Annotated in this window: 17 protein-coding genes and 1 pseudogene; 13 read left to right on the forward strand and 5 right to left on the reverse strand. The window is 37.4% G+C overall.

What is annotated here, in order from left to right:
* Positions 1-27 precede the first annotated feature (27 nt).
* The 3 genes from ATS72_RS01540 (at position 28) to ATS72_RS01550 (ending at position 8,217) form a co-directional block, all read left to right on the forward strand.
* On the forward strand, positions 28-3,060 hold the full coding sequence (locus tag ATS72_RS01540) for a TonB-dependent receptor (RefSeq protein WP_058428645.1): 3,033 nt from the start codon (positions 28-30) through the stop codon (positions 3,058-3,060).
* A gap of 626 nt (positions 3,061-3,686) precedes the next feature.
* Positions 3,687-6,644 carry a TonB-dependent receptor gene (locus ATS72_RS01545; RefSeq protein WP_058428646.1) on the forward strand — a complete coding sequence of 986 codons (2,958 nt, stop codon included), beginning with the start codon at positions 3,687-3,689 and terminating at the stop codon, positions 6,642-6,644.
* 184 nt (positions 6,645-6,828) lie between these two features.
* Positions 6,829-8,217, forward strand: coding sequence for a sensor domain-containing diguanylate cyclase (locus ATS72_RS01550; RefSeq protein WP_058428647.1), 1,389 nt, complete (start codon positions 6,829-6,831; stop codon positions 8,215-8,217).
* Positions 8,218-8,324: 107 nt separating this feature from the next.
* Here ATS72_RS01550 and ATS72_RS01555 read toward each other — a convergent pair whose 3' ends face one another.
* Positions 8,325-9,197, reverse strand: coding sequence for an AraC family transcriptional regulator (locus tag ATS72_RS01555; protein ID WP_058428648.1), 873 nt, complete (start codon positions 9,195-9,197; stop codon positions 8,325-8,327).
* 170 nt (positions 9,198-9,367) lie between these two features.
* On the opposite strand from ATS72_RS01555, the gene ATS72_RS01560 reads away from it, so the two are divergent.
* From ATS72_RS01560 to ATS72_RS01585, 6 genes are all read left to right on the forward strand, one after another.
* Positions 9,368-10,318: an SDR family oxidoreductase gene (locus ATS72_RS01560; protein ID WP_008131435.1), complete on the forward strand. Its 951-nt coding sequence runs from the start codon at positions 9,368-9,370 to the stop codon at positions 10,316-10,318.
* Positions 10,319-10,378: 60 nt separating this feature from the next.
* Complete coding sequence (locus ATS72_RS01565; protein WP_058428649.1) at positions 10,379-11,053, forward strand: fibrobacter succinogenes major paralogous domain-containing protein; 675 nt, start codon at positions 10,379-10,381, stop codon at positions 11,051-11,053.
* Between the two features lie 11 nt (positions 11,054-11,064).
* Positions 11,065-11,802 (forward strand): alpha/beta fold hydrolase, encoded by a 738-nt coding sequence (locus ATS72_RS01570; protein WP_058428650.1) that lies wholly within the window; start codon positions 11,065-11,067, stop codon positions 11,800-11,802.
* A 391-nt stretch (positions 11,803-12,193) separates the two neighbouring features.
* A complete protein-coding gene (locus tag ATS72_RS01575; RefSeq protein ID WP_039036685.1) occupies positions 12,194-12,694 on the forward strand; it encodes an RNA polymerase sigma factor in 501 nt (166 codons plus the stop codon).
* 1 nt (position 12,695) lies between these two features.
* The gene (locus ATS72_RS01580; RefSeq protein WP_058428651.1) at positions 12,696-13,355 is read left to right on the forward strand and encodes a hypothetical protein; all 660 of its coding nucleotides are present in this window, start codon (positions 12,696-12,698) and stop codon (positions 13,353-13,355) included.
* Between the two features lie 146 nt (positions 13,356-13,501).
* Entirely contained in the window at positions 13,502-15,928 is a 2,427-nt protein-coding gene (locus ATS72_RS01585) for a PAS domain-containing hybrid sensor histidine kinase/response regulator (protein ID WP_058428652.1), read from the forward strand.
* 284 nt (positions 15,929-16,212) lie between these two features.
* Here the strand turns inward: ATS72_RS01585 and ATS72_RS01590 are convergent, their stop codons facing one another.
* Both ATS72_RS01590 and ATS72_RS01595 read right to left on the reverse strand, forming a co-directional pair.
* Positions 16,213-18,123 (reverse strand): aminotransferase class V-fold PLP-dependent enzyme, encoded by a 1,911-nt coding sequence (locus ATS72_RS01590; RefSeq protein ID WP_008131420.1) that lies wholly within the window; start codon positions 18,121-18,123, stop codon positions 16,213-16,215.
* 205 nt (positions 18,124-18,328) lie between these two features.
* Positions 18,329-18,568 (reverse strand): annotated as a pseudogene (locus ATS72_RS01595) (endonuclease III); the annotation flags it as partial.
* Between the two features lie 71 nt (positions 18,569-18,639).
* On the opposite strand from ATS72_RS01595, the gene ATS72_RS01600 reads away from it, so the two are divergent.
* Positions 18,640-20,289 carry a recombinase family protein gene (locus ATS72_RS01600; protein ID WP_004589241.1) on the forward strand — a complete coding sequence of 550 codons (1,650 nt, stop codon included), beginning with the start codon at positions 18,640-18,642 and terminating at the stop codon, positions 20,287-20,289.
* A 77-nt stretch (positions 20,290-20,366) separates the two neighbouring features.
* Here the strand turns inward: ATS72_RS01600 and ATS72_RS01605 are convergent, their stop codons facing one another.
* Positions 20,367-20,570 (reverse strand): hypothetical protein, encoded by a 204-nt coding sequence (locus ATS72_RS01605; RefSeq protein WP_004589242.1) that lies wholly within the window; start codon positions 20,568-20,570, stop codon positions 20,367-20,369.
* 577 nt (positions 20,571-21,147) lie between these two features.
* On the opposite strand from ATS72_RS01605, the gene ATS72_RS01610 reads away from it, so the two are divergent.
* From ATS72_RS01610 to ATS72_RS01620, 3 genes are all read left to right on the forward strand, one after another.
* On the forward strand, positions 21,148-21,540 hold the full coding sequence (locus tag ATS72_RS01610) for a hypothetical protein (protein WP_004589243.1): 393 nt from the start codon (positions 21,148-21,150) through the stop codon (positions 21,538-21,540).
* Between the two features lie 129 nt (positions 21,541-21,669).
* A complete protein-coding gene (locus tag ATS72_RS01615) occupies positions 21,670-21,954 on the forward strand; it encodes a hypothetical protein (RefSeq protein WP_004589244.1) in 285 nt (94 codons plus the stop codon).
* Positions 21,955-22,668: 714 nt separating this feature from the next.
* Positions 22,669-23,622 (forward strand): replication initiation protein, encoded by a 954-nt coding sequence (locus tag ATS72_RS01620; protein WP_002962290.1) that lies wholly within the window; start codon positions 22,669-22,671, stop codon positions 23,620-23,622.
* A gap of 35 nt (positions 23,623-23,657) precedes the next feature.
* On the opposite strand, the gene ATS72_RS01625 is transcribed toward ATS72_RS01620, so the two are convergent.
* On the reverse strand, positions 23,658-24,536 hold the full coding sequence (locus tag ATS72_RS01625) for a hypothetical protein (RefSeq protein WP_002962291.1): 879 nt from the start codon (positions 24,534-24,536) through the stop codon (positions 23,658-23,660).
* Positions 24,537-25,124: the final 588 nt, after the last annotated feature.

The raw sequence follows: 25,124 nt of genomic DNA on the forward strand, positions 1-25,124 counted from the left end.
CACAACAATAACCAACGGAGCATAAAAATGTCGTTGAAGTCTTCAAAAAATAATAAAATGCGTTCAGGTCAATTTGCACTGAGCCCTGTAGCTAAATGGGTACGAACAGCCGCTATTGCGAGTGTAGCAAGCTCATGTGTATTTTCAGCGCACGCACAACAAGAACAAGCAAAAGCGACTGAGGTCGAGCCTGATGTAGAAATCATCAGTGTTACAGGTACACGCAGAACAATTCAAGATCAAATAGCCATAAAGCGCGAAGCCACAACCGTTGTTGATGGTCTTTCATCTGAAGATATTGGTGATTTACCCGCTTTATCGATAGGTGAAGCACTAGAATCTATTACAGGCGCAGCATCGCATCGTGAAAATGGCGGTGCGACAGAAATTACCATTCGCGGCCTAGGCCCATTTTTAAGTGCAACACACATAAACGGCCGTGAAGCGACCAATGGTAGCGGTGACCGCTCAGTAAACTTTTCACAATTTCCATCAGAACTTGTAAAAAAAGTAGCTATTTATAAAACCCAAGATGCTTCGATGATTGAAGGTGGGGTTGCGGGTGTTATCGCACTTGAAACGGTTACCCCATTGGATTATGGCAAGCAGCGTTTGCAAGGTGAGGTTAAACTTAACTACAACCCTGACGAGAGTAATGTAGATAACTCACTACAAAGCGATTTAGGTTATCGTGGCACATTTAGCTATGTTGACCAGTTTGAGTTTGATAATGGTCAGGCAGTTGGCTTTTCTTTTGGTGTGCAACGACAAGATATTTCGCAGCCAGAAGCAGAATACCGAAGCTCTAGCCCATCAGGTTCGTCTCTTTGGGCATGTTTAAATGATCCAACAAATACGAATGAAGGTTTTTACCGCAGTAGTGCAGGTGATTGTGAGGATCAAGTAAACGGAAGTAATAACCAAGGTTATGACACAGAAATTGACCCTGACACAGGCAAAGCCGTGAGTGATGGTACTCCATACGCATGGACTGGCAGCAGCCGAAGCTTTCGTCAAAACGAAACTTCAGACGAGCGTGACGCGGTATTTTTTGCCTTTCAGTACCAGCCGTCTGCAGAATGGGATATTAATTTTGATAGCCAAATTTCTGATAGAACACAACGAGAAGCACGCCATGATTTAATTTTCTTACAAAAGCGCGCAACACCAGGTGTAACCGGCCCATCACTTGTCACTAACGATGTAGGCGGCATTTTACATTGGGAAGGTGAAGAGCGTATTGAGTCAGCTGGTGAGCAATTTTCCCGTGAAGAAAATTACCGTGGTTACGGCTTAAATATCGAACATACTGTAAATGATAGACTGACCATAGATTTAGATTTAGCGTATTCAAAAACCTCGCGTGAAGAACTGCAAATTTCTAACCGAGGCAGAACCGCTGGACGTAATTATTTCTCGTGGGATATGGGCGATAACATTCCACATTTTACGCTTACTGATTTTGACGTAACAGATATATCTAATTTTACTGACAGCTTAAGAACGCGTATTGACCGTGAAAACGTGAGAGATAACAAAGTTGTGTCTGCTCGTTTAGATTTTGACTATTTAGTTGATAGCGGTATGTTCACCACAATTCAAGGTGGCGTTCGTACCTCAGAGCTTAGCTTTACACAATTTGGTGGAACGAACGGTAACGGCTCTCGTAATCAATTTACTCTAGGTTCAGGTGCTGAAGCGCTCGATGTGCTTCAAGGTTGTCAAATTGATTTTCCTGAATCAGGCTTTTTGTCTAGTGTGTCAGATGGAAATATCATCACGCATGTAGATAGCGATGGCAATGTGGTAGACACAGGGACAGGCTCTTCATGGGCGACTTACGATAATGAGTGTTTTTCTCAAGCTGTTGTCGCGTCTAATGAGGGGGGAGTATTTGAATACCCTGAGGTTGAATACCAAAACGCAGGAACCATTGACGTAACTGAAAAAACAACGGCTGCTTACTTAATGGCTAATTACGATACAGAAATGTTTGGTAAGTTTATTCGTGGTAACTTTGGTTTGCGTATTGTCGATACTGAAGTTACATCAATTGGTTTTAGAAATAGTTTTGACGTTGTTACCAGTGATACAGGGGTTCTTTCTCTTGTTGAATCAGACACAGGCACACTTGATAAAATAAAAGGGGGCGGTGATTACACCAAGTTCTTACCTAGCTTTAACTTAGTGGTCGATTACAGCGAAGATATTTTATTACGTGCGGGTATTTACCGTGGTATGTCGCGTGCAGACCCTTCTGATTTAGGTTATAGCCGCTCTTTTCAAGAAGACACATCTGATACGGCCACTACAATTAGTGACTTGTTAGTGGGTGTAAACGGCTCTGGTAACCCAGATACGCAGCCTCTAATGTCATGGAACTACGATGCAGCATTTGAGTGGTACCCTAATGAAGATTCAATTTTTGCATTAAGCCTATACTACAAACAGTTCCAAGGCGGCTTTCAACAGCGCACAGTTATTGAAGACTTTGTTGTAGGGGGGGAAACCGTTTCATTGCCTATTACAAATTCAGTAACAAACGACGAAGAGAGTGAGATTTTAGGCCTAGAAACATCATTCTCATACCGTTGGGACAATGGTATAGGTGTTAAGTTTGGTTATAACTATGCCGACACTGATTTTGAATTTGAAGACAGCCTATACGGTGATACATTTGTAACAGACGTTGATGGCAATACAACTCAGCTTAAAGAAGGCATTGTTGAGCCAGGTTCTGTACCAGGGTTTTCTAAGCATGTATTTAGCAGCCAACTTTATTACCAAATAGGTGGCTTTGATACTGCGGTTATTTACAAATACCGTAGTGAGTATTTCCAACCTTATACAAGTAATGGCACACGCTTACGTTATGTTGATTCGGTAGGCGTATGGGAAATGCGTGCATCGTACAAAATTAACAAGCACTTTAGAGTTAAAGCAGAGGCAATTAATCTATTCAGTGCTCCTAAATCTCAAGACTTTTTTGTTGAAGATAACTTAGGTGAAGTAAACGATTACGGCCCACGTTTATTCTTAGGTTTAAGTTATAAACTGTAAAAGTTAGTAACTTATAAAAACCCCCAATTGGTTTAACTAATTGGGGGGTTTTTGTATCTACGTGGATGTGCACACCTTTATCACTGACTTTTCTAAACTAAACCATCTAAACTGATCGCAGATTAAATTCCATTCAACTTTTACAGCCTTTGTTGTAAGCCAAAAAACTCCTTTGCATTTTTATAAGCGTAAATACGATTAGTCTGTTTTATTTTTGTACCTTTTTATTCTAGCCAAAAGTCTAATAGATCTTTAATTGGTTAACCAATTTTGGGGCTTTTTATACTTTTATAATTAAAAGCTTTCAATTTATAGCTAAATAATATAACGGAATAATGAACTTAAAAATACAATTTAACTACTACTATAGTGCTGCATACCTGATTTGAAAACTATATGTATTACAGGTGGTTGTATTTTTTTCCTACATTGTTGTAGTTGTCAGGTATGGGGAATTAATTTTTGGTAATAACAAATTTGAATAATTTTATAATATTTGACTTACAAAGTGGTTGACCTTTTTGGTTTTGAGTGTAAATATTCAGTTAACCTTTTGTAATGCATTAATTCACTTTTGTATGAAAAGTAACAAGTAGCATAGCGTTTCACACACACAGGAAAAAACTATGAATCATAATTTATCAAAAATCACACTGGCGGTTATCTCTGCAACGGCAATGAATATGTCTTTATCTGTTCATGCGCAGGAAGAGACAAAAAATGTTAAGGATGACCTAGAGGTAATTGAAGTTTCTGGTATACGTCAATCTTTAACTAATGCGCTTGCTGAAAAACGTTCAGCAGACAGCCTTGTAGAAATTATTCAGTCAGAGGATATTGGTAAGTTACCTGACCAAAATTTAGCTGAAGTACTTGAGAACGTAACGGGTATTCAGATCACGCGTCAGGCTGGTGTAGGTACGGGTGTTCAAATTCGTGGTACCGATGCAAACCGTACTGAAATAAATGGTGTTTCAACTGTGGGTTCAGGCTCTGGACGCAGCGGCATTAGCTTTGAAGATGTGTCGGCTTCTATTATCTCTAGTTTAGAAGTTATAAAATCGCCTGAAGCCAAAACAATTGAAGGCTCAGTAGGCGGAACAATAAACCTTAAAACAATACGTCCACTCCAACTAGGTGAACAATTAGCCACAATTAGAGTACAAGGCGAAAATAGTAGTTTAAGCACTGATAGTGGCTTACAACCTCGTTTTTCTGGTACTTTTGCAGATAACTGGGAAGGCGACTTTGGTGAGTTTGGTATTTTAGTAAGCGGCAGTTATGCCGAGCAAGACGTAACAGCATTTCGCCCTCGTGCAGACAGAGACAACATTGTAACCTCTGATAGTGGAGTAGCCAGTGCACAGTCTTTTGACTTTTTACCTATTCAATTTTTTGTTCAAGACTACGATAACTACGAATACGAAACAAAGAACTTTGTAGGTACGCTTGAGTGGGCACCAAATGACAATACTAAGTTTTATTTTGATGCTGTTGTAAACGATCAAGAACGTCGTCAAGAGAGCTCTCGTGTTCAAGCGTCGGGTGTCAGTGCATTGAATGACATTTCGGTTCCTGATGAATTTGAAACAATTAATCTAGGTTCTTTAGGTGGAACTAATTTAGGTTCAATTCAAGCGGCTTTACGCGGTGTAATCCCAGTTAATTTAGCAAATGATGATGACGATCCAAATTTACGTTTTTCGAGTGATACAAATTCTCGTGTTACCGACAGTAATATTTTTAGGCTAGGCGGTGAATGGCAAGGTGATAAATGGTTTGTAAGCGCTGAAATAGCGTCGTCATCTTCTGATACAACAACACCAAGCTTTAATACTACACTTAACTTCATTAACCCTAATGCACCTTTAGATGCTGGTGGTGGTAATGATAACAGTGTGCCTTTTGAATACGACCTGTCAGGTGGAGCACTTACTTTTGGTATTGCACAAGGTGCTGAATATGCGCCTACGGTTGAGCAATTACTTGACCCTGCAAATGTAGTACTACGCGACGTAAACATTGGTCAAGATACCGTCGAGAACTCTGAAGATGCGTTCCGTATAGATTCAACATATTACACAGACTCAATAGTTACCTCTGTTGATTTTGGTTACCGTTATAGCAAATCGGCGAGTAAGCAAAACGAAATCACATCAAGTGTTGGTCTGCGCTCTATGGCAGATAGCCCAAGAGGTGATTTATTCGCTGATCTTTTAGTTGCGGGTCCTGATAACTTTAATGAGGCTGATGGTCGTTCGTTATACATAGGCGATTTTTTACTGATAGACCCAGAACTCGTGGCATCAGACCCAGATGCAGTACTTGCAACACTTCAGCAAGCATTACAAACTCATGGCTCTAGCCGTACGCTAAATGCACCAACGTCAAGTTCTTCAGGCTTTTTTGATATTGAAGAAATTACCCACGCTTTTTATGCACAAGCTAACTTTGAATACGACATGTTCCGCGGTAACTTTGGTTTACGTTATATTCAAACTGATGTTGAATCGACAGGTAACTCTGTAACGCAAGACGGCAGTGGCAATGAGCTAGTAACGCGTATTACAAATGAGTCAGACTACAACTTTATCCTACCGCGTTTAAACTTAGTTGCCGACGTCTCAGAAGATGTAGTGGTTCGCTTTGGTGCAGGTAAAGACATTCGTCGTCCAGACTATAACGACTTATCTACTTCTATTACTTATAGCACGAGCCCAAATGATGAAGTTGAATTTGGTAACCCAGCACTAAAACCAGAAGAAGTATTATCTTATGATTTATCAGCAGATTGGTACTTTACTGAGGCGAGCGTATTTAGTGTAGGTATTTTCCATAAAACGCGTAAAGAGCTTCATGTTAATCAGTTAACATCGCCGGTAGAAGACCCAGTAACAGGCTATCGTGATTTAACAGACCCATGTGAAGGGGGTGGCATATTTAACCCAATTGCAGACATTAACGTGTTTGGTCCTGAAAATGGTCGTGGTGTATGTGTAGGTACTGAGACAAAAGTAAATGACACTGGCGAAACAACCCAAAAAGGGATTGAGTTTGCGTTCCAGTATGACCTATCTAGCTTTGAAAAAGATTTAGGATGGGCGTCGGGTTTTGGTGTTTTAGCTAATTACACAATTCAAGAGTTCTCGGGCGGGGAAACAGTCAATAAGGCTACTTCAAGAGCGAGTAACGTATTTGCTGCAAGCACCGGTACACCGGGTATTGAAGTAAGCGAAATACAAGGTTTGCTTAACTTATCAGAAAATGCGTATAACTTTACTCTATACTACGAAAAGTTCGGTTTATCGGCACGTATGCGTTACACATGGCGTGAAGGTTACCGCTCAAACGATTTTGGTAGCACGTCAAGCTTCCCATGGGGGTTCCCTGTAGTGCAAGAGGACCGTGGTCAGCTTAATGCAAGTATTAGCTACGATGTAAATGAGCAGCTTAATATTGGCTTAGAAGCCGTAAATATTACTGAGTCTGAAATTAGCCAGTCTTGTGTTAACGAAGGGTCGTTATTGTGTTTCCAAGGCCTTACAGACCGTCGTATTACGTTTGGTGCTAGTTACCGTTTTTAAAATTTATGTTGAAAGTGTGTAGCCTTTGAACGGGCACAAAAAGCAAGCCACTATGGCTTGCTTTTTTATTTTTAAGGTTTAAATAATGAGCAGTTTTTAAATTAAATTAGGTACTAATTGGTTTCATTTTCTCTATTTGTTTACTACCTTTTTGGTATTAATATTTTTTTAAATGAGATCATTCATGAATGGTATCAGTGATTTAAATTTTAAAAACTTACTTGAGTATGCACAAGTAGGTGTGATTATTCATAACTGGGATACATCAATTGTTTACATAAACCCAATCGGTTTGCAGTTACTAAATTTAGATTACGAGCAAGCAATAGGGCGAGACATTTATGACCCTAATTGGACACTCATTGACGAGCAAAGCAATCTAATGTCTGTTGATGATTATCCAGTTAATATTGTTAAAGCTACAAAAAATAAAGTAGTTAATAAAATTATAGGTGTTGTTGGCGGGGCAAAAAAAGACATAAGCTGGTTTATGGCTAACGCTTACTTTGAAGGACATGACGATGATAAAAACTTTATTGTTGTAACCATCACTGATATTTCTGACGCTAAGCAGCAAATTTCATTTCAAGATGTGGTCGAAAATACGCAAGACATGGTTGTTATTACCGATGCAAAAAATATCAAACACCCTGAAGGGCCTAAAATAATTTACGTAAATAAGGCTTTTGAAGTACTCACTGGCTATACCTCAGCAGAAGTTATTGGTGAAACGCCTCGAATTTTACAAGGTGATTTGACCGATTCTAAAGGCAAACAAAGAATATACGCTGCGCTAGAACGTCGAGAAGAAGTAACTGAAACACTGTTAAATTATGATGTTAGAGGAAGGCCCTATTGGGTTGAAATGAATATTATTCCGTTGAAAAATAAGTTTGGTGAGGTTACTCATTTTGCAGCAATTCAACGGGATGTTTCAAAAAGTAAATTTCAAACCGAACAGTTAGAAAAACGAAATAAAGATTTAAAAGAGTTAAAAGTTAACCTAGAAAATTTAGTACAAGAAAGAACATTTGAATTACAACAAGCTAAGTCTCAACTTGAAAAAATAGCGTTTTTTGACCCATTAACTGGAATTCCTAATCGTCGCTTTTTTTCAGATCAAGTTAATAAATTAGTCAAAGGAAGTGTCAGGCGTGGGGGTATAATTGCGTTTGGATTATTTGATGTTGATAACTTTAAAGCTGTTAACGATACCTATGGTCATGATGTGGGTGATCGCGTACTTGTTGAATTAGCAAACATATTAACGCACATATTGAGAATTGATGATGTGTTTTGCCGCTTTGGTGGTGAAGAGTTTGCTTTTGCTGTTATTTTAAAAGAAGTAGACGATGCTGAACCCGTTGCCGAAAAACTTATAAATGCAATTAGAGATCTTAAAGTGCCTGTTGAAGGTGAAAACACAATAAATGTAACCGTAAGTATGGGGTTAAACGTGGTATCACCAAACAATAGCACTGACATAGATGATGAAATAAAAAAATCAGATGCGGCAATGTACCAAATTAAAAAGTCTGGCAAAGATCGTTATAAAATTATTTATGAACCATAAGATAAGTTGGGTTATGCAGTGTTACTAAGCTAATAAGTATAACTTTTCACAAGTTAGGTACTCACTCTTTTACATGTATAAGCCGTTAAAATATCGCCTTTATTGTGCTAATTTTGTTGGCTCCATTGCTTGGGCGATAAGCCATACATTCTTTTAAATTCTCTGCTGAACTGAGAACTGCTTACATAACCCATTTCCATGGCAGCAACGTTGACATTGGTACCTTGTGTTATTTTCATGGCGGCATGGTTAAGCCTCATTGATTTAACAAATTGAATAGGGGACATGTTAGTTGCTTGTTTAAATTTACGATGAAATACAGCACGGCTCATACCTATTTGGCTAGCCATGTCTTCAATGGTTATGTTTTCATGCAAATGAGATGATAAAAAGGCAATTGAACGTGCAATCTCGTTACCCACACCAAATGCTCGTTTAAATGCATAGCCTGCTTGACCTTTTAACAGCGCGTAATATAGCTCACGCAAGCGTGCTTTTTTCAATATGGCTAAATCAACAGCATCATCGTCGAGCAACAACACTTTATATAACGCATCGGTAAAGTTAGGGTCCCAATCGGCAGTTAAAATACTTTGTGAAGGATAACTCACGTTAGGTATTTGTTGGGTGCTAGTTGCGCTTTGAATCTCGAGTGCTAACTCGGTCATAATTCCTGTATCTATCGAAATGTATACACCTATTAATGGGTTATCTGTCGAGGCTTTTGGAGTACCAGCTTCAATAGGCATAGGCATTGTGCAACATATGTATTGTGTGTTGTCATAAAGGTGTTTGTTGCCATCTAAAATAGCTTCTTTTGTGCCTAAAACAATAGCCGTGACAGAAGGTTCATAGACCGCTGGTGAACATTCAATAGGGTCTGTGATTTTAAATAATTGAATGCCTTCAATACCTGTTTGTACCATGCCGCTTTCATTCATTTTTCTATTAATTAGTTGTAGTATTTTGGCTTTACTCATAGTCAATAATCACTCATTAAACAGGTGGTAAAATTAGCATTAGAGTTTGTGTAACTCAACAAAGTGATACAAATAGGCATGTTTTAAGGATTATTACGCCTTTTAGCATGTGTGGCTGAGATTATAATGTCTGCATATTAAAATTAACATTATTCATCTTGGACAACATTATGACGCAAAAAAATCAATTTGGGCCTAACGGCTGGACACCTGAAAACTTAAGCGCTTTGCATGGTAAAACTTATCTAATTACGGGAGCAAATACAGGCGCGGGCTTTCAAGCAACTCGCATATTACTCTCTAAGGGAGCCAATGTTGTTATGCTAAATCGTAATCCAAATAAATCTGTGCTGGCAATTACAAAGCTCAAGGATGAATTTGGCAGTGGCGCAAACGTCAGCTTTATAACATTGGATTTAGCCGATTTGACATCAGTACGCACTGCTTGCACAGAAATTTTGATAAAAGTACCTCAAATTAACGCACTAATTTGTAATGGTGCAATAGCGCAAGTTGAGCAGCAACAATTTACAGCAGATGGTTTTGAAAGCCAGTTAGGGGTTAACCATTATGGCCACTTTTTATTATGTGGTTTGTTGTTTGAGCGAATTAACACATCGAAGGGACGTATTGTTGTGGTGTCGAGTGAAGGGCACAAAATGGGGCTTAAAACAATTCAGTTTGAAGACATGAACTGGGATAAAAATTACAACGCAAATAAAGTGTATAGCCAAAGTAAATTGGCGCAAATGATGTTTGCTTACGAGCTACAAAATAAAGTTAAAGCGGCCGATAAAAATGTGGAAGTATATGTTTGTCATCCTGGGGCATCAAACACATCATTAATTAGGGAAACAGCAAGTTTTGCTACTAGGTTATCGTGGTCATTTATGGTCAAACTGGGTGTTGCTCAATCAGCTGAAAAAGGCGCTTATCCAGAAGTAATGTGCGCAGCTCAAAGTAACCTAAAACAGCATGCCTACTACGGACCAACCGGATTTTTAAACTTTGGCGGCCCTGTAGGCGAATGTAAGCTCGAATCATTTGTGTTAGATAAAAAGGTTTTAACAAAATTATGGACGCTTTCGGAACAACAAACAGCATTTAAATGGCAACTGTAGAAAGCAATATTTACTAGTCGAGCACCTATGAAACATTTCATTTATATATTGGGAATATTTATGTCGGCCTCAACAGCGTTAGCGAATGAACTTATTAGCGAACAAAACACTTCACAACCATCAATAAATAGCGCGTTGGTTCAGGATCATGAAGGTAATATTTATCGAACAGTTACGATTGGTAAACAAATATGGTTAGCTGAAAACCTTCGTGTGACTAAGTTTCAAGATGGCTCAAAGGTTAATACTGGCTTTATACCTAATGATGATAAAAGTAATTTAGCTATTTATGGTAGGCTTTACGATTGGTATGACGTAACAGATACGCGAAACCTTTGCCCAGAAGGATGGCGAGTCGCCTCTGATGAAGACTACAAAACTTTAGAGATAGCTATAGGAATAGATAAAACAGACGTGGATAAACTTGGGTGGCGTGGACAAGACGACGTGGCAATTACGTTAAAAGCAAAACAACCCGACACTATTTTTAAGCGTTTTAATCAATTGCAAGTAAATAAATACGGCTTTTCTGCTATGCCTGCGGGGGTCAAATTAGGAAATTGGTATATCACTCAGGGTATGTATACCGAGTTTTGGACAAGCACCAATGCAACTAATTCTGAGGCTTATGCAAGAACACTTGCTTATTCGTGGTGGAACTCTCACAAGGGCGAAATTCGCCGTGCGAAGCTTAATAAAGAGTATATGTTTTCAGTTCGATGCGTAAAAATTTAGGTGGTTAGATAATGCTATTAAAAATTACATTCGTGTTGTTTATTACACTTTTTACAGCAACAGGTTGCGTAAATACGAACCAAGCTTCGTCGGGCGATGATATTGATAAAGATCTTATTGTGCTGGCACATGGATTAGGAAGAAGCGATTGGGCCATGTGGAAATTAGCTCAAAGGCTAGAGCAAACAGGGTATAAAGTATGCAGTTTAGATTACGCAACAATTGGCGAAAGTGTTGAGGCAGTATTGAAAGACACAACAAAACAAATTGATGCCTGTATTATCAATTCTTCAAAAGTGCACTTTGTAGGGCATTCTTTAGGTGGGTTAGTAATTAGAGCATATTTACAAAACGCTAATCACACACTAAAAAATGTGGCTATAGGAAATAGCGTTTTAATAGGCACGCCAAATAAAGGGAGTGAACTGGCTGATCATTTTAAAAACTCTTGGTTAATTACTTTAGGAGGCGGCATTAGCAAATCATTAGTTACAGGTGTGAATAGCCTTGGTAATAATTTGGGAGAGTTAACTGTAAAGTTTGGCGTAATAGCAGGTACAAAGTCGTCTAGCTTAACTAACGATAAATTTAATGGTGTTAATGATGGGCTTGTATCGGTTGAGTCCACAAAATTAGCGAACATGCATGATTTTATTACTATTAATGTAAGCCACTCTGAAATGCGCTACAACGAAAATGTTGCTTATCAAACTATACATTTTTTACAAAAAGGTTATTTTAAGCACTAATTTTATGCATGATTAGCTAGCTACTATCAAAAAATACTTCAGTTTATTTAACCTTAACAGAGAGGTTAAAAGCCACCGTTTAAATATTAAACCCACTTAATAAAGCCTCTTCAGCAATATTTACCATCGACTAAAAATAGAGAGTTAACAACGCGTTTAACGCTTGAATTGAAAAATTTTATTTGAACTTGTGATTTTTTCGCAGTTGCTGCGAATAACTAGATAATAAACTAAGCAGATATTACTTTAGGGTCGATATGTTTTAAATAGTATTTAAAGCATATCGAAGGCATACCCGTAAATAGGGCTAGAGTGCTTTATGCTATTAAATAAACAAACTTTAAAGTCTTAATATTATGAAATTAAGAAAAAGTGATGGATTAACCAGTAAATGACCACAACTAAAAAAACACAATTTGCTCAAGCAATGGAGCAACATAAAGGCATTATTTATAAGATTGTGAATTCATACTGTCAAAACAAAGATGACCGACAAGACTTAGCCCAAGAAATATTAACAACGATGTGGCTAGCTTATGATAATTACAACAATGCTTATAAGTTTTCAACGTGGATGTACCGAATTTCGCTAAATGTAGCTATATCTTATTACCGAAAAGACAGTCGTCGAGAAGATAAAGCAAATGAAGAGTGCATAGTGAAGATTGCTGACTTATCGCAAGAAGATGAGAGCAACGAGGTGGTAAAGCAGTTATATGAGTTTATTGGTCAACTCGATAAATTAAATAAGGCGATTATGCTCCTTTATTTAGAGAGTGAATCTTACGAAAGCATAGCGAATAGCTTAGGGATCAGTAAAACCAATGTTGCTACGCGAATTAGTCGAATTAAACACACATTAAAACTTCAATTTGAAACACGGGATTCTTAACATGAATTTAGATAACTTTAAAAGCGCTTGGCAACAACAAAGCACTGATACACATAGTGCTATTGAAATTAATCAAGCAAAGCTTGCTGAAATAAAAATAAATAAACAAATAAAAGCACTTAATAAAATGAAATGGGCACGAATAATTGAAAGCTGTGTGTTTCTTATTATTATTGTACTGTTGTGGAAGTATATTGCTGCAGGCTTTACTTTTTCAGCGCCAATCATTTCAGCCTTTATTCTCAATCTGTTTGCCATCATTGGGCTTGCAGGAAATATTGGCCAAATTGTTTTAATTTCAAACATTGACTATTCAAAACCAGTTAACCAACTACAAAAAGATTTTTACCGTGTTTGTTCTCATAAATTAGAATTGACCAAGTTGCTACTTATGTCAGTTCCCTTTTATCTTGCTTATGTTTTTATTGGGTTTGATCTACTTTTTGGAATTGATTTATATCAGTATTTAGAGCTGCACATGATTTGGTTTTACTCTTTGTCGTCAGTACTGCTTTTTATAGCTACAGTGTGGTTACTGGCTAAATTAAATTATAAGAACATTTCTGAGAAATGGGTCAATGCGAGTGTTCAATTTATTGTTGGTAAACGTTTGGTCACTATGGCTGAGTTTTTAAATAGCTCTGAGTTAATAGAAAGTTAGTTATCAAATGCTGTGTTTGTGTAGAAAATAGTTAATGATTTTTTTGCATAAACTCTTTAGATAATTGATTTTTTCTGCAATTAAGCTGCCAAATTTTTACATCGCTTCTATACTATGTAAAACGCGTAGTTAATGAGTTAGAAGTAGTGCCTGCCAGTAAAAATAATCTTGAGCAAGAAAACACAAAACTAAAGCGAGCGATTGCTGAGCTTACTTATGAACGAGATAAGTACAAAAAAATCTTTGACGCTTCGGCCGACGCGTATTCAGTTATCGATTTAAGCTCAGGTAAGTTTATAGAATGCAACCAAGCAGCTATTGATATGCACGGTGTTAATAGCATGGGCAATTTTTTAAACCTTAGTCCTGCTGACTTGTCACCCGAGTTACAACCCTGTGGTAATCGTTCAGATGTTTTAGCTAAAGCGCATATAAATTGCGCCATAGAACAGGGCTTTCATAGTTTTAAATGGATACATTCGCGTTTAGATGGCACAACGTTTAACTGTTTAGTTAGCTTGACTGGATTATTCATAGAGGGCAGTCAATTAATATTGGCGGTTGGTCGAGACATATCCGATATAGAAATAGCCCAAAAACAAATCAGTACCGAAGCTTCAGAAAAGCAGCGATTTAAACAAGCGTTTTTGGGAGAAAAAGAAAAGTTTGAAAAGTTTGTTGATTTGGCACCCGTTGGTATTGCAATTAATTCAATATCTGACGGCAGCTTTGAGTTTGTGAATGAGGAGTTTGGCAGAATCACAGGCTATAGCGTTGATGAGTTAAATCAAATGGACTATTGGCAGCTCACCCCTGAAAAGTACGAAAAACAAGAACATGAACAGCTAGAATTACTTGCTAAATATGGCCAGTATGGGCCGTATCAAAAAGAATATATACATAAAAACGGCAATGTATATCCCGTATTATTATCGGGTATAAAAATTACAGATAGCAAAGGTGAAACATTTATTTGGTCTGTCGTTCAAGATATAGCTCATCAAAAGCAGAGTGAGCAACAAATTAAAACGGCGAAAGAAAAAGTGGATTCCTTTGCTTTACGAATGCAATTAGCCAATGACTCTGCGGGTATTGGAGTATGGGAGTTAGATTTAAAAACAGAAAAATTAGTATGGGATTCTTGGATGTATAAATTATACGGCATCTCAGAGTTAGAGTTTTCCTGCACATACCAAGCATGGCTAGATAGAGTTCATGTTGATGACGCTGAACATAATGAGCGTATGTTGGATGAAGCAATCAACGGGGTAGGCATTTACGACCCAGAGTTTCGCGTTGTACACCCTGATGGAAATATCCGGACAATTAAAGCAAGTGCAGAGATATTGAGAGATTCGCATGGCGTTGCCATAAAAGTAGTTGGTGTAAATTACGATGTAACCGAAAAAGTAGATGCAATAAGAAAATTGTTCGTTGCAAAGTTAGCTGCTGAAAATGCAGCTCAGTCAAAAAGTGACTTTTTGGCTAATATGAGTCATGAAATTCGCACTCCTATGAATGCAATTCTAGGTGGTTTGCAACTGCTAGAAAATACTAGTTTACCTGAGAAATTAAGGGCAGTTCTTAAAAATGCCTCTTATTCGGGGCAAAGTCTTTTAACCATAATTAACGATATTTTAGATTACTCTAAGATAGAGTCCAACCAACTACAGTTAGAAAAAGCATCATTCTCATTAACTGAGGTATTAGATTCTATAACCTATGACTTAGACTCCTTAGTTAGTGAAAAACGTATCGGCTTTACCGTAAATAAAGATGAAAGTTATAACGAATATTGGATGGGTGATTTAGTTAGAGTTAAGCAAATACTATTAAATTTAAGCTCTAATGCGGTTAAATTCACTGAGAAGGGAAGCGTTAAAATAAATGCGAGCAATAAAGTTTTTGAAGGTAAAGAGGCTATATACCTAGAGGTTGTAGACTCAGGAATAGGGATGAGCAAGGAAGTTACTGAGCACATTTTTGAGCGGTTTACTCAAGCAGACTCATCTACAACCAGAAAATATGGTGGAACAGGACTTGGCATGTCTATCACTATTAGTTTAGTTAAAATGATGGGCGGCGAAATTGATATCCAAAGTAAGCAAGGGCTTGGTACAACTGTCACAATTAAATTACCAATACCTAAAGCAAATAACATAGCAGATAAAGCCCCTAAAAAATCGTTTAAAGCGCCTAATTTACAGGGGAAAAAAATTCTTGTTGCCGAAGATAACAGTATTAATCAAGTGTTGATTAAAGCCATGATGGCTAAAACAAATGCCGATATTACAATTGTAGAAAATGGTTTACTTGCGTTTGAGGCAGTTCAACTAGAGTTGTTTGATTTGGTATTTATGGATATTCATATGCCAATTATGGATGGGATTGAGGCTAATCAACAGATAAAAACAATACTGCCAAATTTGCCTATTATTGCGTTAACAGCCAATGTAATGGATAAAGACGTAAGACATTACTACCAGCAAGGTTTCATCTTTCATGTACCTAAACCAATCGATATCAACGAGTTATATGGCACACTCAGGCGTTGTTTGTATTTAATCGGTTAATTAATGTTGGCTATATAAAATAAGGCCTGTCCAATAGAAAAGTATTTGGTTTTGAAAATAACATCAGCAGGGTTTAAAAACTGCTGACAAATTTCTCGTAGAATATTGTATGTAATACTAATCCGCAATAATACTTAATCATTTTTCGAGGCTAAACATGTCGCTACCTGCGTTACAAAATGTTCATTTAGAGCAACTAAATAGTGATATTTTTGCCTAGCTATCAACACGTTTTTCCAGCCTCAAAATAGCTCACTTAATTAAGTGAATGGGTAAAATACTGGTTATTTTTCTATTTTACCTTTTAGAACATAAATTTCACCATCAAAGCTACCTTGAATAGTTAACCCTTGACCGGCAAGCTCTTTTAAGTATTCGATATGTTCTTCAGTGATGTGTTGCCCTGGAACTAATAACGGTATACCTGGAGGATAGGGGGTAACTAAACCAGCACAAATACGATTATTGCTTTTAGCAATAGGCACCGACTCGCGTTCGCCATAAAAAGCATCGCCTGGAATACACGCTAAATCGATGGCTGGTAAACTTTCTGGCAAGCGAGAGCGCCTTGTTGATTTGGCTAGTTTTACTCTCCCACTATCAAGTTTTTTTAATGCATTGTATAAACGAATAATCTTCGAACGAGTACCACCAAGCGTTAATAATACCAAAATTGTACTGTGAGTGTATTTTTCTATTTCTAGGCCAATTTCATCTAATAAAAACTTATGAATGTCTTTTAATGAGTAGGGTAATTCACTAATATCGATAAGGATTTTTAGTGGATCGTGACCCATATTATCTTCACTAAAGTGTGGAAATATTTCCATAAAATCGTCTTTACCCAGCACTTTAATGTATTTCAACGATGCCATTTGTTGTTTAAATTCGTCGACATGGTTTAACAAGGCATTAAGTAATTTATAGCCTTCCATTTCCAATTGTTTTTGGCATACGTCAAGCGAGGCAATAAGCTGATACTTGGGCGATGTACTGGCGTAAATACTGTAAATTTCTCTAAAAAAATCTGCATCGAAGTCTGGATCATTCACATGAATATAAGACGCCTGTGAAAACGCCGATACCACTTTATGTGCTGAATGAGTGACATAATCGGCTCCAGCATGAATGGCTGAGTAGTAACGCAGGCTCGGGTGAAACAAAGAGTAAGCAAACCAGGCTTCGTCAATGAATACTTTAATGCCGTGTTGATGGGCAAAATCCACAACTTGTTTTAAATCGCTTAATAAACCATCGTAAGTACAACCGGTAAGCACCAGTAGTTTTGCATCGGTATTTTGCTCTATTGTTTGTTTTATATCGGCTAACGAAGGTGGCGCAAAAATACCATATTTAGGGTTTAATATACTCGATAAATAAATGGGTAAACTGGCTGATTGCAAAATGCCATAATGAACAGATTTATGACAATTACGGTCAATAATGACCTTATCCCCCTTACGTAACAGGGTTTGTAAAATAATTTTATTTGAAGTAGAAGACCCGTTAGTAACAAAGTAGGTATGCTTTACCTCAAACGTTGCAGCTGCAGATTCTTGAGCACGCCCAATGGTATTGGTGCTATCAGATAAAGAGCCTAACGAATCGACAGATACAGACAGATCGCCAACAAACACATTGCGGCCATAAAACTGATAGAAGTCTTTAATATAAGGCGAGTTTCTAAAGCTAGAGCCACCACTATGGCCTGGTGTGTGCCATGAATCGTTCGACTCGCCAACATAACGGCGATACGCAGTCCAAAACGGGGTTTCTGAACGGTCGTCAAAGTCGTTGATCATATAGCCTAAAATAGCTTCGGGGTCAGAAATAACCTCGTCTTTAAAGAAAAACGATTCAATTTCTTCTGACTCGTTGACTATTTCCAGTCCTTTAGTATCATCGCCAATTACATAAACTGGAAGCTCTAATCGAATGGCTTTTAACTGCTCAATAAAGCGGCTATACGTTCTCTCGCCAACCTTGTTTTGTAAATCCCAACTAAGTACAACAGCCTGAATATCACCATCTTCTTCAACGCTTGTTATCGCATCTTTAAGCGTAAAACGCTCAAGAATATCGATATGGATATCGTCTCGCTCAAAATTTGGTATCGCTTTAGAGAGATTTGTAGACAACTCTTTTAAAGTGGCTTGGTCTTGCTCAATTAATAATATACGCAGTAAAGGCAACATAGGGGTTTTCGTAATAAAATCTTATAATACTCAGTAGCATAACCAATGCATTGGCACTTGTGAAATTAATACTTTGTAAATGTGCATTAATTATATTTTATGCACGTCCATGTTTAATGTTTCATTCTCAATAAAAGTTCACGCAAGCGAATGTCCTACAACTGTTTTAAAGTAAAAAGTTGATCACTATGCGTAAACTTATCTTTTACTCTGTTTTATCTTTAAACTCACACAAGTCTTCAATAATACAACTACCACACTTAGGCTTACGGGCTGTGCACACGTAGCGGCCATGAAGAATTAACCAGTGGTGGACATCAACTTTGAACTCTTTTGGCACTACTTTTTCGAGCTTTTTTTCTACTTCAACAACGTTTTTACCCATAGCAAATTTAGTGCGGTTCGATACACGATCGATGTGTGTGTCGACAGCGATTGTCGGCCAGACAATGTATAATTAAACTAGATTGTGATACAGTCCTTTCATAATAGATAACTAACGATTTGAAAAGCCCTATGTCAGAAAAACCTTTGTTGTTCAGCTATGTGAGATTTTCTACTCAAGAGCAAGCCAAGGGACATTCCCTTAAAAGGCAATTAGATTATGCAAATAAAGTAGCTAAGGAAAGAGGATTATTATTGGATGAGTCTCTTACAATGAGAGATCTAGGCCTTAGTGCATATCATGGAAATAATATTAAAAAAGGTGCATTTGGAGTATTTTTAAAAGCGATAGAGGACGGTAATATCCCTTCAGGCTCAGTTTTGCTTATTGAAAGTCTAGATAGAATGTCAAGAAGGAAGGTCTCAGAATGCGCAAGTATTGTAACTCAGATAATCAATGCTGGTATTACAGTAATAACCGCAATAGACAACAAAGAATATAACAGCCAACTTATTGATGAAAACCCGTTTGAGTTACTTGCCATGTTGATGATCTTCATGCGAGCAAATGAAGAGAGTGAAACCAAATCTCAACGTGTACGAGATGTATTGAAACAGCAGTGTGATGATTGGAGTGCGGGCAAGCGTGGATTCAGAGTAAATTGTGGTAAGCCGCCTAGTTGGACTGTGTGGAATGATGATAAAAAAATATTTGAATTTGAGCCACATCATAAAAAAATTATGCTCCGCAAAATAGAGCTTTTTAAAAAAGGATATGGCGGCATAAAAATAGCAATGTTAATTAATAGTGAGTTTGGTGCAGGCACTATTCATCATACTGGTGCCAATGTATATAAAGAGGTTAAGCGTCGTTCACTTATTGGTGAGCTCAATGTAAAAGTAGGGAATGCAGAGTATGGCCTTAAAGGTTATTATCCTCCGCTGATGAGTGAATCTGAATTTAACTTTTTAGTCGCTGATTCATCTAAGCGTGGCGCTACTAAACAATCACAGAAGTTTGTTGGTATTTTATCTGGGGTAGGTGTATTTAAATGCGGCAATTGCGGAAAGTCTGTAGGTTCACATGTTGTTTATCGAAACAAATGTTTGAATGAAGTAAAAAGCAGCCATAAACGATATGGCTGTGTTGAAGCACGGCGAAAAAATAACTGTGAAATGAATTCAACCGTCCAAATTGATGTGATAGAAAAAGCAGTTGTCACTTTTTGCCAAGATAAGGTTAACCTACAGCGTATTTTGTTAAAAGGTGGAGATAGGGAGGCCATTAACAGCCAAGAGGCTAATCTTAGGGCGCGTTTAGTTAAAATTAATGGTGATATAGATTTATTTACTGAGGCTCTTCTGACTTTAAATGGAACTCCGCCACAGGCCATTGCTAACAAAATATCCAAACTTGAGTCTGAGGCACGTGATGTTGAGTCGCAGATTAGTATTAGTAAAAATAAGTTAGCTAGAATTGATAACTCATTTCGTGATGAAGTAACTGATCGGTGGTTATCAATTACTAAAAACCTTATAAAACTTTCCAACGACGAACGTCTAGCTATTCGTCAACTAGTTAAAGACACTTTTAAAAGCATCAGTTTACAATTAAATACATTTAGCGGCGATAAAGGTGGCCTCAATAATGTATTTGAGCGTCTGTTAGGTACCTCAAATGCTGATTACTTTGAGCTTTTACTTGAATTTCATAATGATAAGAGGCGTTTGTTACGTCTGCATAAACATACTGGTGAGCTAGTTAGTGGTTATGACTTTTGACGTAATTACGAAGAGGTCAGTTGCAAGTTTAACCTTGCAACAGGCCATACTTAATATTACTTAGCTAAAGGGCTTAGCTATTGAGGTTCTTTAAAATAATTAGGGTCAATACTTGTAAACTTAGAACAAAAGGTTTCAATAGTGTGGGCCAACATGGCTTCAAAGACCATTGACTCAACAACCATTCCTGACTGAATAATCTTACCTTGATTGGTAATTATCGCTAGCGCAAATCCTTTTTGCATTTGAAGTCCATCATTATTAGAAAAAATAATTTGCATAGAAACCTTTAATTTATTAAAAAAAGAATTGGTTAGCTTGAAGTTTTAATTAATCAAACTAATAGTACTATGATAACTAATTTCAATAAATTTCAAAAGTTTAGTGATTTTTTTGATGAACTTCTGAATACCTCCGCCAAATGGAGATTTACGTTTCATCTTGATTAAAATTCAGAAAAATATACAAAATTTTATTTAATTTTTTTTAGATAAATGGAGGATAAAGTAATTTTATTTGTGTTTTTTTTAAGCGATCGTTAGGGTTGGTTCATTAATTGTTCAATATTTTTATTATCAATAGGTAGGCTTAAGTTATTTTTCACACTGAATTATTTATGCACTTAAAGTGTAGGTTTACTTTCTGGACTTTTTAATAAGCTTGACTAAAACTATTGTTAGTATGGTCGCAGGTAATAGCCAAATATAATCAGTCATATTGTTCTACCTCAAAGTTAGGAACTTTTTTAACCTTAATGATTTTTATTCTTTTTGCAAATTAAACCAACAAAACGCAATTCTTCACTTTTACCCATTGCATGGCCCTAGTTAATTTCAGGACAATTAACGAGGACAAATCATGAAAAATATTAAATCTCAATTTATTCGCCAATACGTTCGAGCCAGTAGATCTCCGTGGGATGACTGCTCTACAATTTTATTGTTAGCAGATGTAGTTAATGAACAAACATTAGAGTTAAATTTCAATAATTACATCTATTTACATAGAGATAGCGTTGGAAAAATACTTGGCATTAGTATTTCAAATAGTATGTTGGAAAAAAATCCAAGTTTTGAGAATAGGTATTTAGAAGGGCACGACATGACGCTTTTTTTACTTATCTACATAGAGCAAATAACACAGTTTTGTGAGCTGTTCTCTGAAGAGTTCCAGCAAATATTTATGCAAACGCCAACTGCATTTTTTGCAGCAACAGAAAGTGATTGGGTCGATATTATCGACAATGCATAACCCCCTAAGCGAACATTTGTTCGCTTTTTTAAAAATTTTTTTCGTAAACCGTTTTAAATACCCATGTCTGATTTTATTTACTAATACGTTATCGATTTTGATAACAAAACACACAAGGATAGTGAAAAAATGAAACATACATACGTATCAACATTGGATTTTTTAAATTTATTACACTCATTTAGCCGAGTAATCACCGCTAATGACCACCAGATAAACTTATTAGAATTACGCAGTGATAATGCGAATTTAGATGAGCTGTGGGAGGTTATTGGCCCTGAAATTACAGCAAATAGAGCGCTCAACCAGTATGCTATGCGAAAACTCACCTACGAGATTATGCATGCTCTAATTAGCGACCCAATAGAGCGTGTGGAGCTGCCGTGCGACTTTGAAGATGATGTTTTTGCTTAGTGTGAAATTGGAAATAATTAGCAGTTGAACTAGGTCATAATGGTTATTTTCAAATTAAAAAGTAACAGCCTGATCATGTCTCCCAAAATATGCCTGAATCATTATTTGCTGATTCGTTGCCCTAACTGCAATAGCGTTTAATAGGGCATTTTACTCAGTTACTGAGTATCAAACCTGGGAGGGGGTCCTGCGCAAATACAGGGTTTCGTTACGATGCCTCAAAAGCGAGGTCATTGTAATCATGTTTGGCAAGGCCATAGGTCAAATGCACAAGGGAGGTAGATTTATGTCTATCTCCCTTTTGCGTATTTCAGTAAGTCAGTTCACTCAGTAGTTTTATTACAAATGATAGTGGCGGGGTAAAAAAATAAAAAATAAAAAATAAAAAAATAATTAATTTATTTTTTAACCGTCAGAAATGAATTAATAAATTTATAAAAGTTGCAAATGTGCCTGTATTTTTATTTTTTCTATTTTAATACTTTTAGAGGGGGTTATCTTATTGAAATTAAATAAAATATTTACTGTTTTGGTGGGCAATTTATATGTTTATTGTGGCATTTTATACGAAATGAGTAGGCAATTTATACGGTTTAGGGGGCCATTTTCACTGTAAATAAATAAAACTTTTTTTACCAAAAAACTTACCGAAATTTCTTTTATTCGTTGAGCCGCGGTTAGCATAACAGCATAAACTAGAAATGAGGTAGAGAAATGAGTAGTAAAAATTCTCCAAGAATTGTTTTCGGCAATAAGCTGTTACATGCGGGTTATTCGCTCGATATTAATGAGCAGCGATTAATAAATCTCGCGCTGTCTAAAGTAAACTCCAAAAAGTCTAACCCAGGAAAAATTCTGATTTATCCAACGGAATATGCCAAGTGTTTCGGCCTGAGTAAGTACAGCGTTTATGAGCAGCTGAGTTCTGCCGCAGAGTCACTCAGAGATAAATCTGTAAGCATTTTAGACGATAGCGGGCAGTCGCTTTCAATTCCTTGGGTGAGTAGCGCTTCATACGAAAAGGTGAAAAATCAAGGGTCTTTCATTACACTTGAGTTTTCAGAAGAAATCGAGCCGTATATTTTTAATATAGAGAAAAATTTCACAAGGTTATTTTTTCATAACACAGTAAAATTAAACAGCCTAGCATCATTTCGGTTGTATGCACTCCTAAACGAGGTGCGAAATTATAAAAATTACAAACGACAGGGCGCGGTAGTTGTGAATTTTCAGTTGCCAGAGATGAAACAAAAATTATTTTTATCTGAATCATATGGAGCATGGCGCGATTTTAAAAACCGCATCCTGTTACCTGCTATTGAAAAAATTAATGCCCACACAGATGTACGCGTAACGTTTAAGCCTAAAAAAATGGGTAACTGTATTACTGCCATTGAATTTTCCTATTTTACTCAATGCTCTAGTGAAAGTGAAGAGTTTGCTAGGCCAAGACTATCTCGTCGCCCTAAAGTCAATAAGGGGTCGCATGCTGAGGGTGTGTGGGCTCGGGGAAACCTCAATCGATTAGGAAATTATGAGCTATCAAACCAAAACGAAAACCCCGCTTTTAGATTGGCAAAAGCAGATATAAGGCGCTGTATAACGTATGCAAAAATCATTGGTGACGATGAAGCTAAGATTTTTTACTCTAAACAATTGAATAAATAAAATAATCATGATGTCTCAATGTTGATACTACTGCATTACGAGTAAAACATTTTTTCAATTTCAGAGCACAATTTAGTTCGGTATATTATTGAGGCACGCAGCAGCTCAGCATCGCTCTCACTGAGAAGTGGTGCTCGTGTCTTCTTGTCAAAACGTTGCGGCATTTCCTCAAATAGTTGTTCGTGGAGTCGTTTAATGTCATCAAAAATTTTGACCGATTGAGAGAATAAAAAAATCTTACTGTAATCGTTTTTTTTTAACGAGGCCAAATATTTTAGTAAAATGACCTGTCGTGCCGTTTTATTTTTAAATGAATGCTCAATTTCAACTGCTGCAACAGAGCCATCTAGGAGTCGCACAGCACCATCCACAGTTCGTGCATCAGATAGGTTATTAATACGTTTAAATTCAGGCTCGGTAATGAATCCACTCCACATTGGGGCGTACGTTTCATCACTGTGATAATTATGTATACCGCGCAACATTACAAATGCGTTTATAAGGTTGTGTGCTACATTATTTTGGTTGAACTGCAGAGCAGGGTTTTTATTACTCCTAAAATACACGTCGATGCCCATTAACTCCTCGGCAAATTTGGCAGCAGTATAGGTAGGCACATAGACGCGACCATCTGGACTGCGGTGTGTTTTTACTACACGCAGTAAACCATCTTTTTCTAGCCTGTTTAGGTGTTCCAACGCGAGGCGATGATTAATGCCGTAGAGCCAACGCACAATGCCTGGTGTAACAATAGAAAACCGAATTGCAATAAGCACCGAGACCTTGGTTCTGTTAACCCCTTTTTGGTGGTTATTTTCGCCTAGATAATACCGCATATTAATATCAAAATAGCGAGGGTAGTGAGTATGAAGCGGGTTTTTCGTTTCTAAATCTTTTGATGGTTGCTGAGTCAATTCAAAAATCCTTTTGGTGAGTTAATTATTAAAATTAACTAGCACCGCAACACAAAAATTATCATCATTTTATAAATGTATTGCCGTTTTTCATTCCGAGATGCTCTGGCAGCATGTACGGAATGATTGTCGCGATAATTATCGCAACAAAAGCCGCTTTCAGCGGATGGCCTCGTCGCTTCGCTACTCAACCATAGGTCTAAAACGCCCGTCAGCTCTGGTGTTGCTCCGCAACGAGCTGGCTCAACGCGCTATCGCGCTAGCGTTTTATACCCAGCGCGAATGCACCGAGCTACGCTCTGTACTGACCGCCATACTGCCGCTTCAGACAATGCGATGGGTGCCCCATTATCCGCATTTTTCTTCGCTTTTATTTTCTGACGAAAATTATGGTTCGATATCAATTTGTGCCAAATTTTAATCGAATTTCGCTGATGCGAAACACTATCGCGGTCAGTACAGACCAGCTGTACATTCGCGCTTTCTCCATGTGTCTACGGCTTCGCCTACACCACATTACGCGCTTGTTGGCCTCATTCTGAGGCGCTATTTTGCAGTTTTTCGTGCCGAAAAATGCGATCTAAAAAC

The organism is Pseudoalteromonas sp. 13-15 (genome assembly GCF_001468205.2).
Taxonomy (GTDB): Bacteria; Pseudomonadota; Gammaproteobacteria; order Enterobacterales; family Alteromonadaceae; genus Pseudoalteromonas; species Pseudoalteromonas marina.

Excerpts from the sequence above, each read along its gene's own strand:
- ATS72_RS01620 (WP_002962290.1), top strand. The coding sequence starts at position 22,669 with ATGAGTAGTAAAAATTCTCCAAGAATTGTTTTCGGCAATAAGCTGTTA.
- ATS72_RS01590 (WP_008131420.1), bottom strand. The coding sequence starts at position 18,123 with ATGTTGCCTTTACTGCGTATATTATTAATTGAGCAAGACCAAGCCACT.
- ATS72_RS01550 (WP_058428647.1), top strand. The coding sequence starts at position 6,829 with ATGAATGGTATCAGTGATTTAAATTTTAAAAACTTACTTGAGTATGCA.
- ATS72_RS01605 (WP_004589242.1), bottom strand. The coding sequence starts at position 20,570 with ATGCAAATTATTTTTTCTAATAATGATGGACTTCAAATGCAAAAAGGA.
- ATS72_RS01610 (WP_004589243.1), top strand. The coding sequence starts at position 21,148 with ATGAAAAATATTAAATCTCAATTTATTCGCCAATACGTTCGAGCCAGT.
- ATS72_RS01540 (WP_058428645.1), top strand. The coding sequence starts at position 28 with ATGTCGTTGAAGTCTTCAAAAAATAATAAAATGCGTTCAGGTCAATTT.
- ATS72_RS01555 (WP_058428648.1), bottom strand. The coding sequence starts at position 9,197 with ATGAGTAAAGCCAAAATACTACAACTAATTAATAGAAAAATGAATGAA.
- ATS72_RS01600 (WP_004589241.1), top strand. The coding sequence starts at position 18,640 with ATGTCAGAAAAACCTTTGTTGTTCAGCTATGTGAGATTTTCTACTCAA.
- ATS72_RS01615 (WP_004589244.1), top strand. The coding sequence starts at position 21,670 with ATGAAACATACATACGTATCAACATTGGATTTTTTAAATTTATTACAC.
- ATS72_RS01570 (WP_058428650.1), top strand. The coding sequence starts at position 11,065 with ATGCTATTAAAAATTACATTCGTGTTGTTTATTACACTTTTTACAGCA.
- ATS72_RS01560 (WP_008131435.1), top strand. The coding sequence starts at position 9,368 with ATGACGCAAAAAAATCAATTTGGGCCTAACGGCTGGACACCTGAAAAC.
- ATS72_RS01545 (WP_058428646.1), top strand. The coding sequence starts at position 3,687 with ATGAATCATAATTTATCAAAAATCACACTGGCGGTTATCTCTGCAACG.
- ATS72_RS01575 (WP_039036685.1), top strand. The coding sequence starts at position 12,194 with ATGACCACAACTAAAAAAACACAATTTGCTCAAGCAATGGAGCAACAT.
- ATS72_RS01580 (WP_058428651.1), top strand. The coding sequence starts at position 12,696 with ATGAATTTAGATAACTTTAAAAGCGCTTGGCAACAACAAAGCACTGAT.
- ATS72_RS01565 (WP_058428649.1), top strand. The coding sequence starts at position 10,379 with ATGTCGGCCTCAACAGCGTTAGCGAATGAACTTATTAGCGAACAAAAC.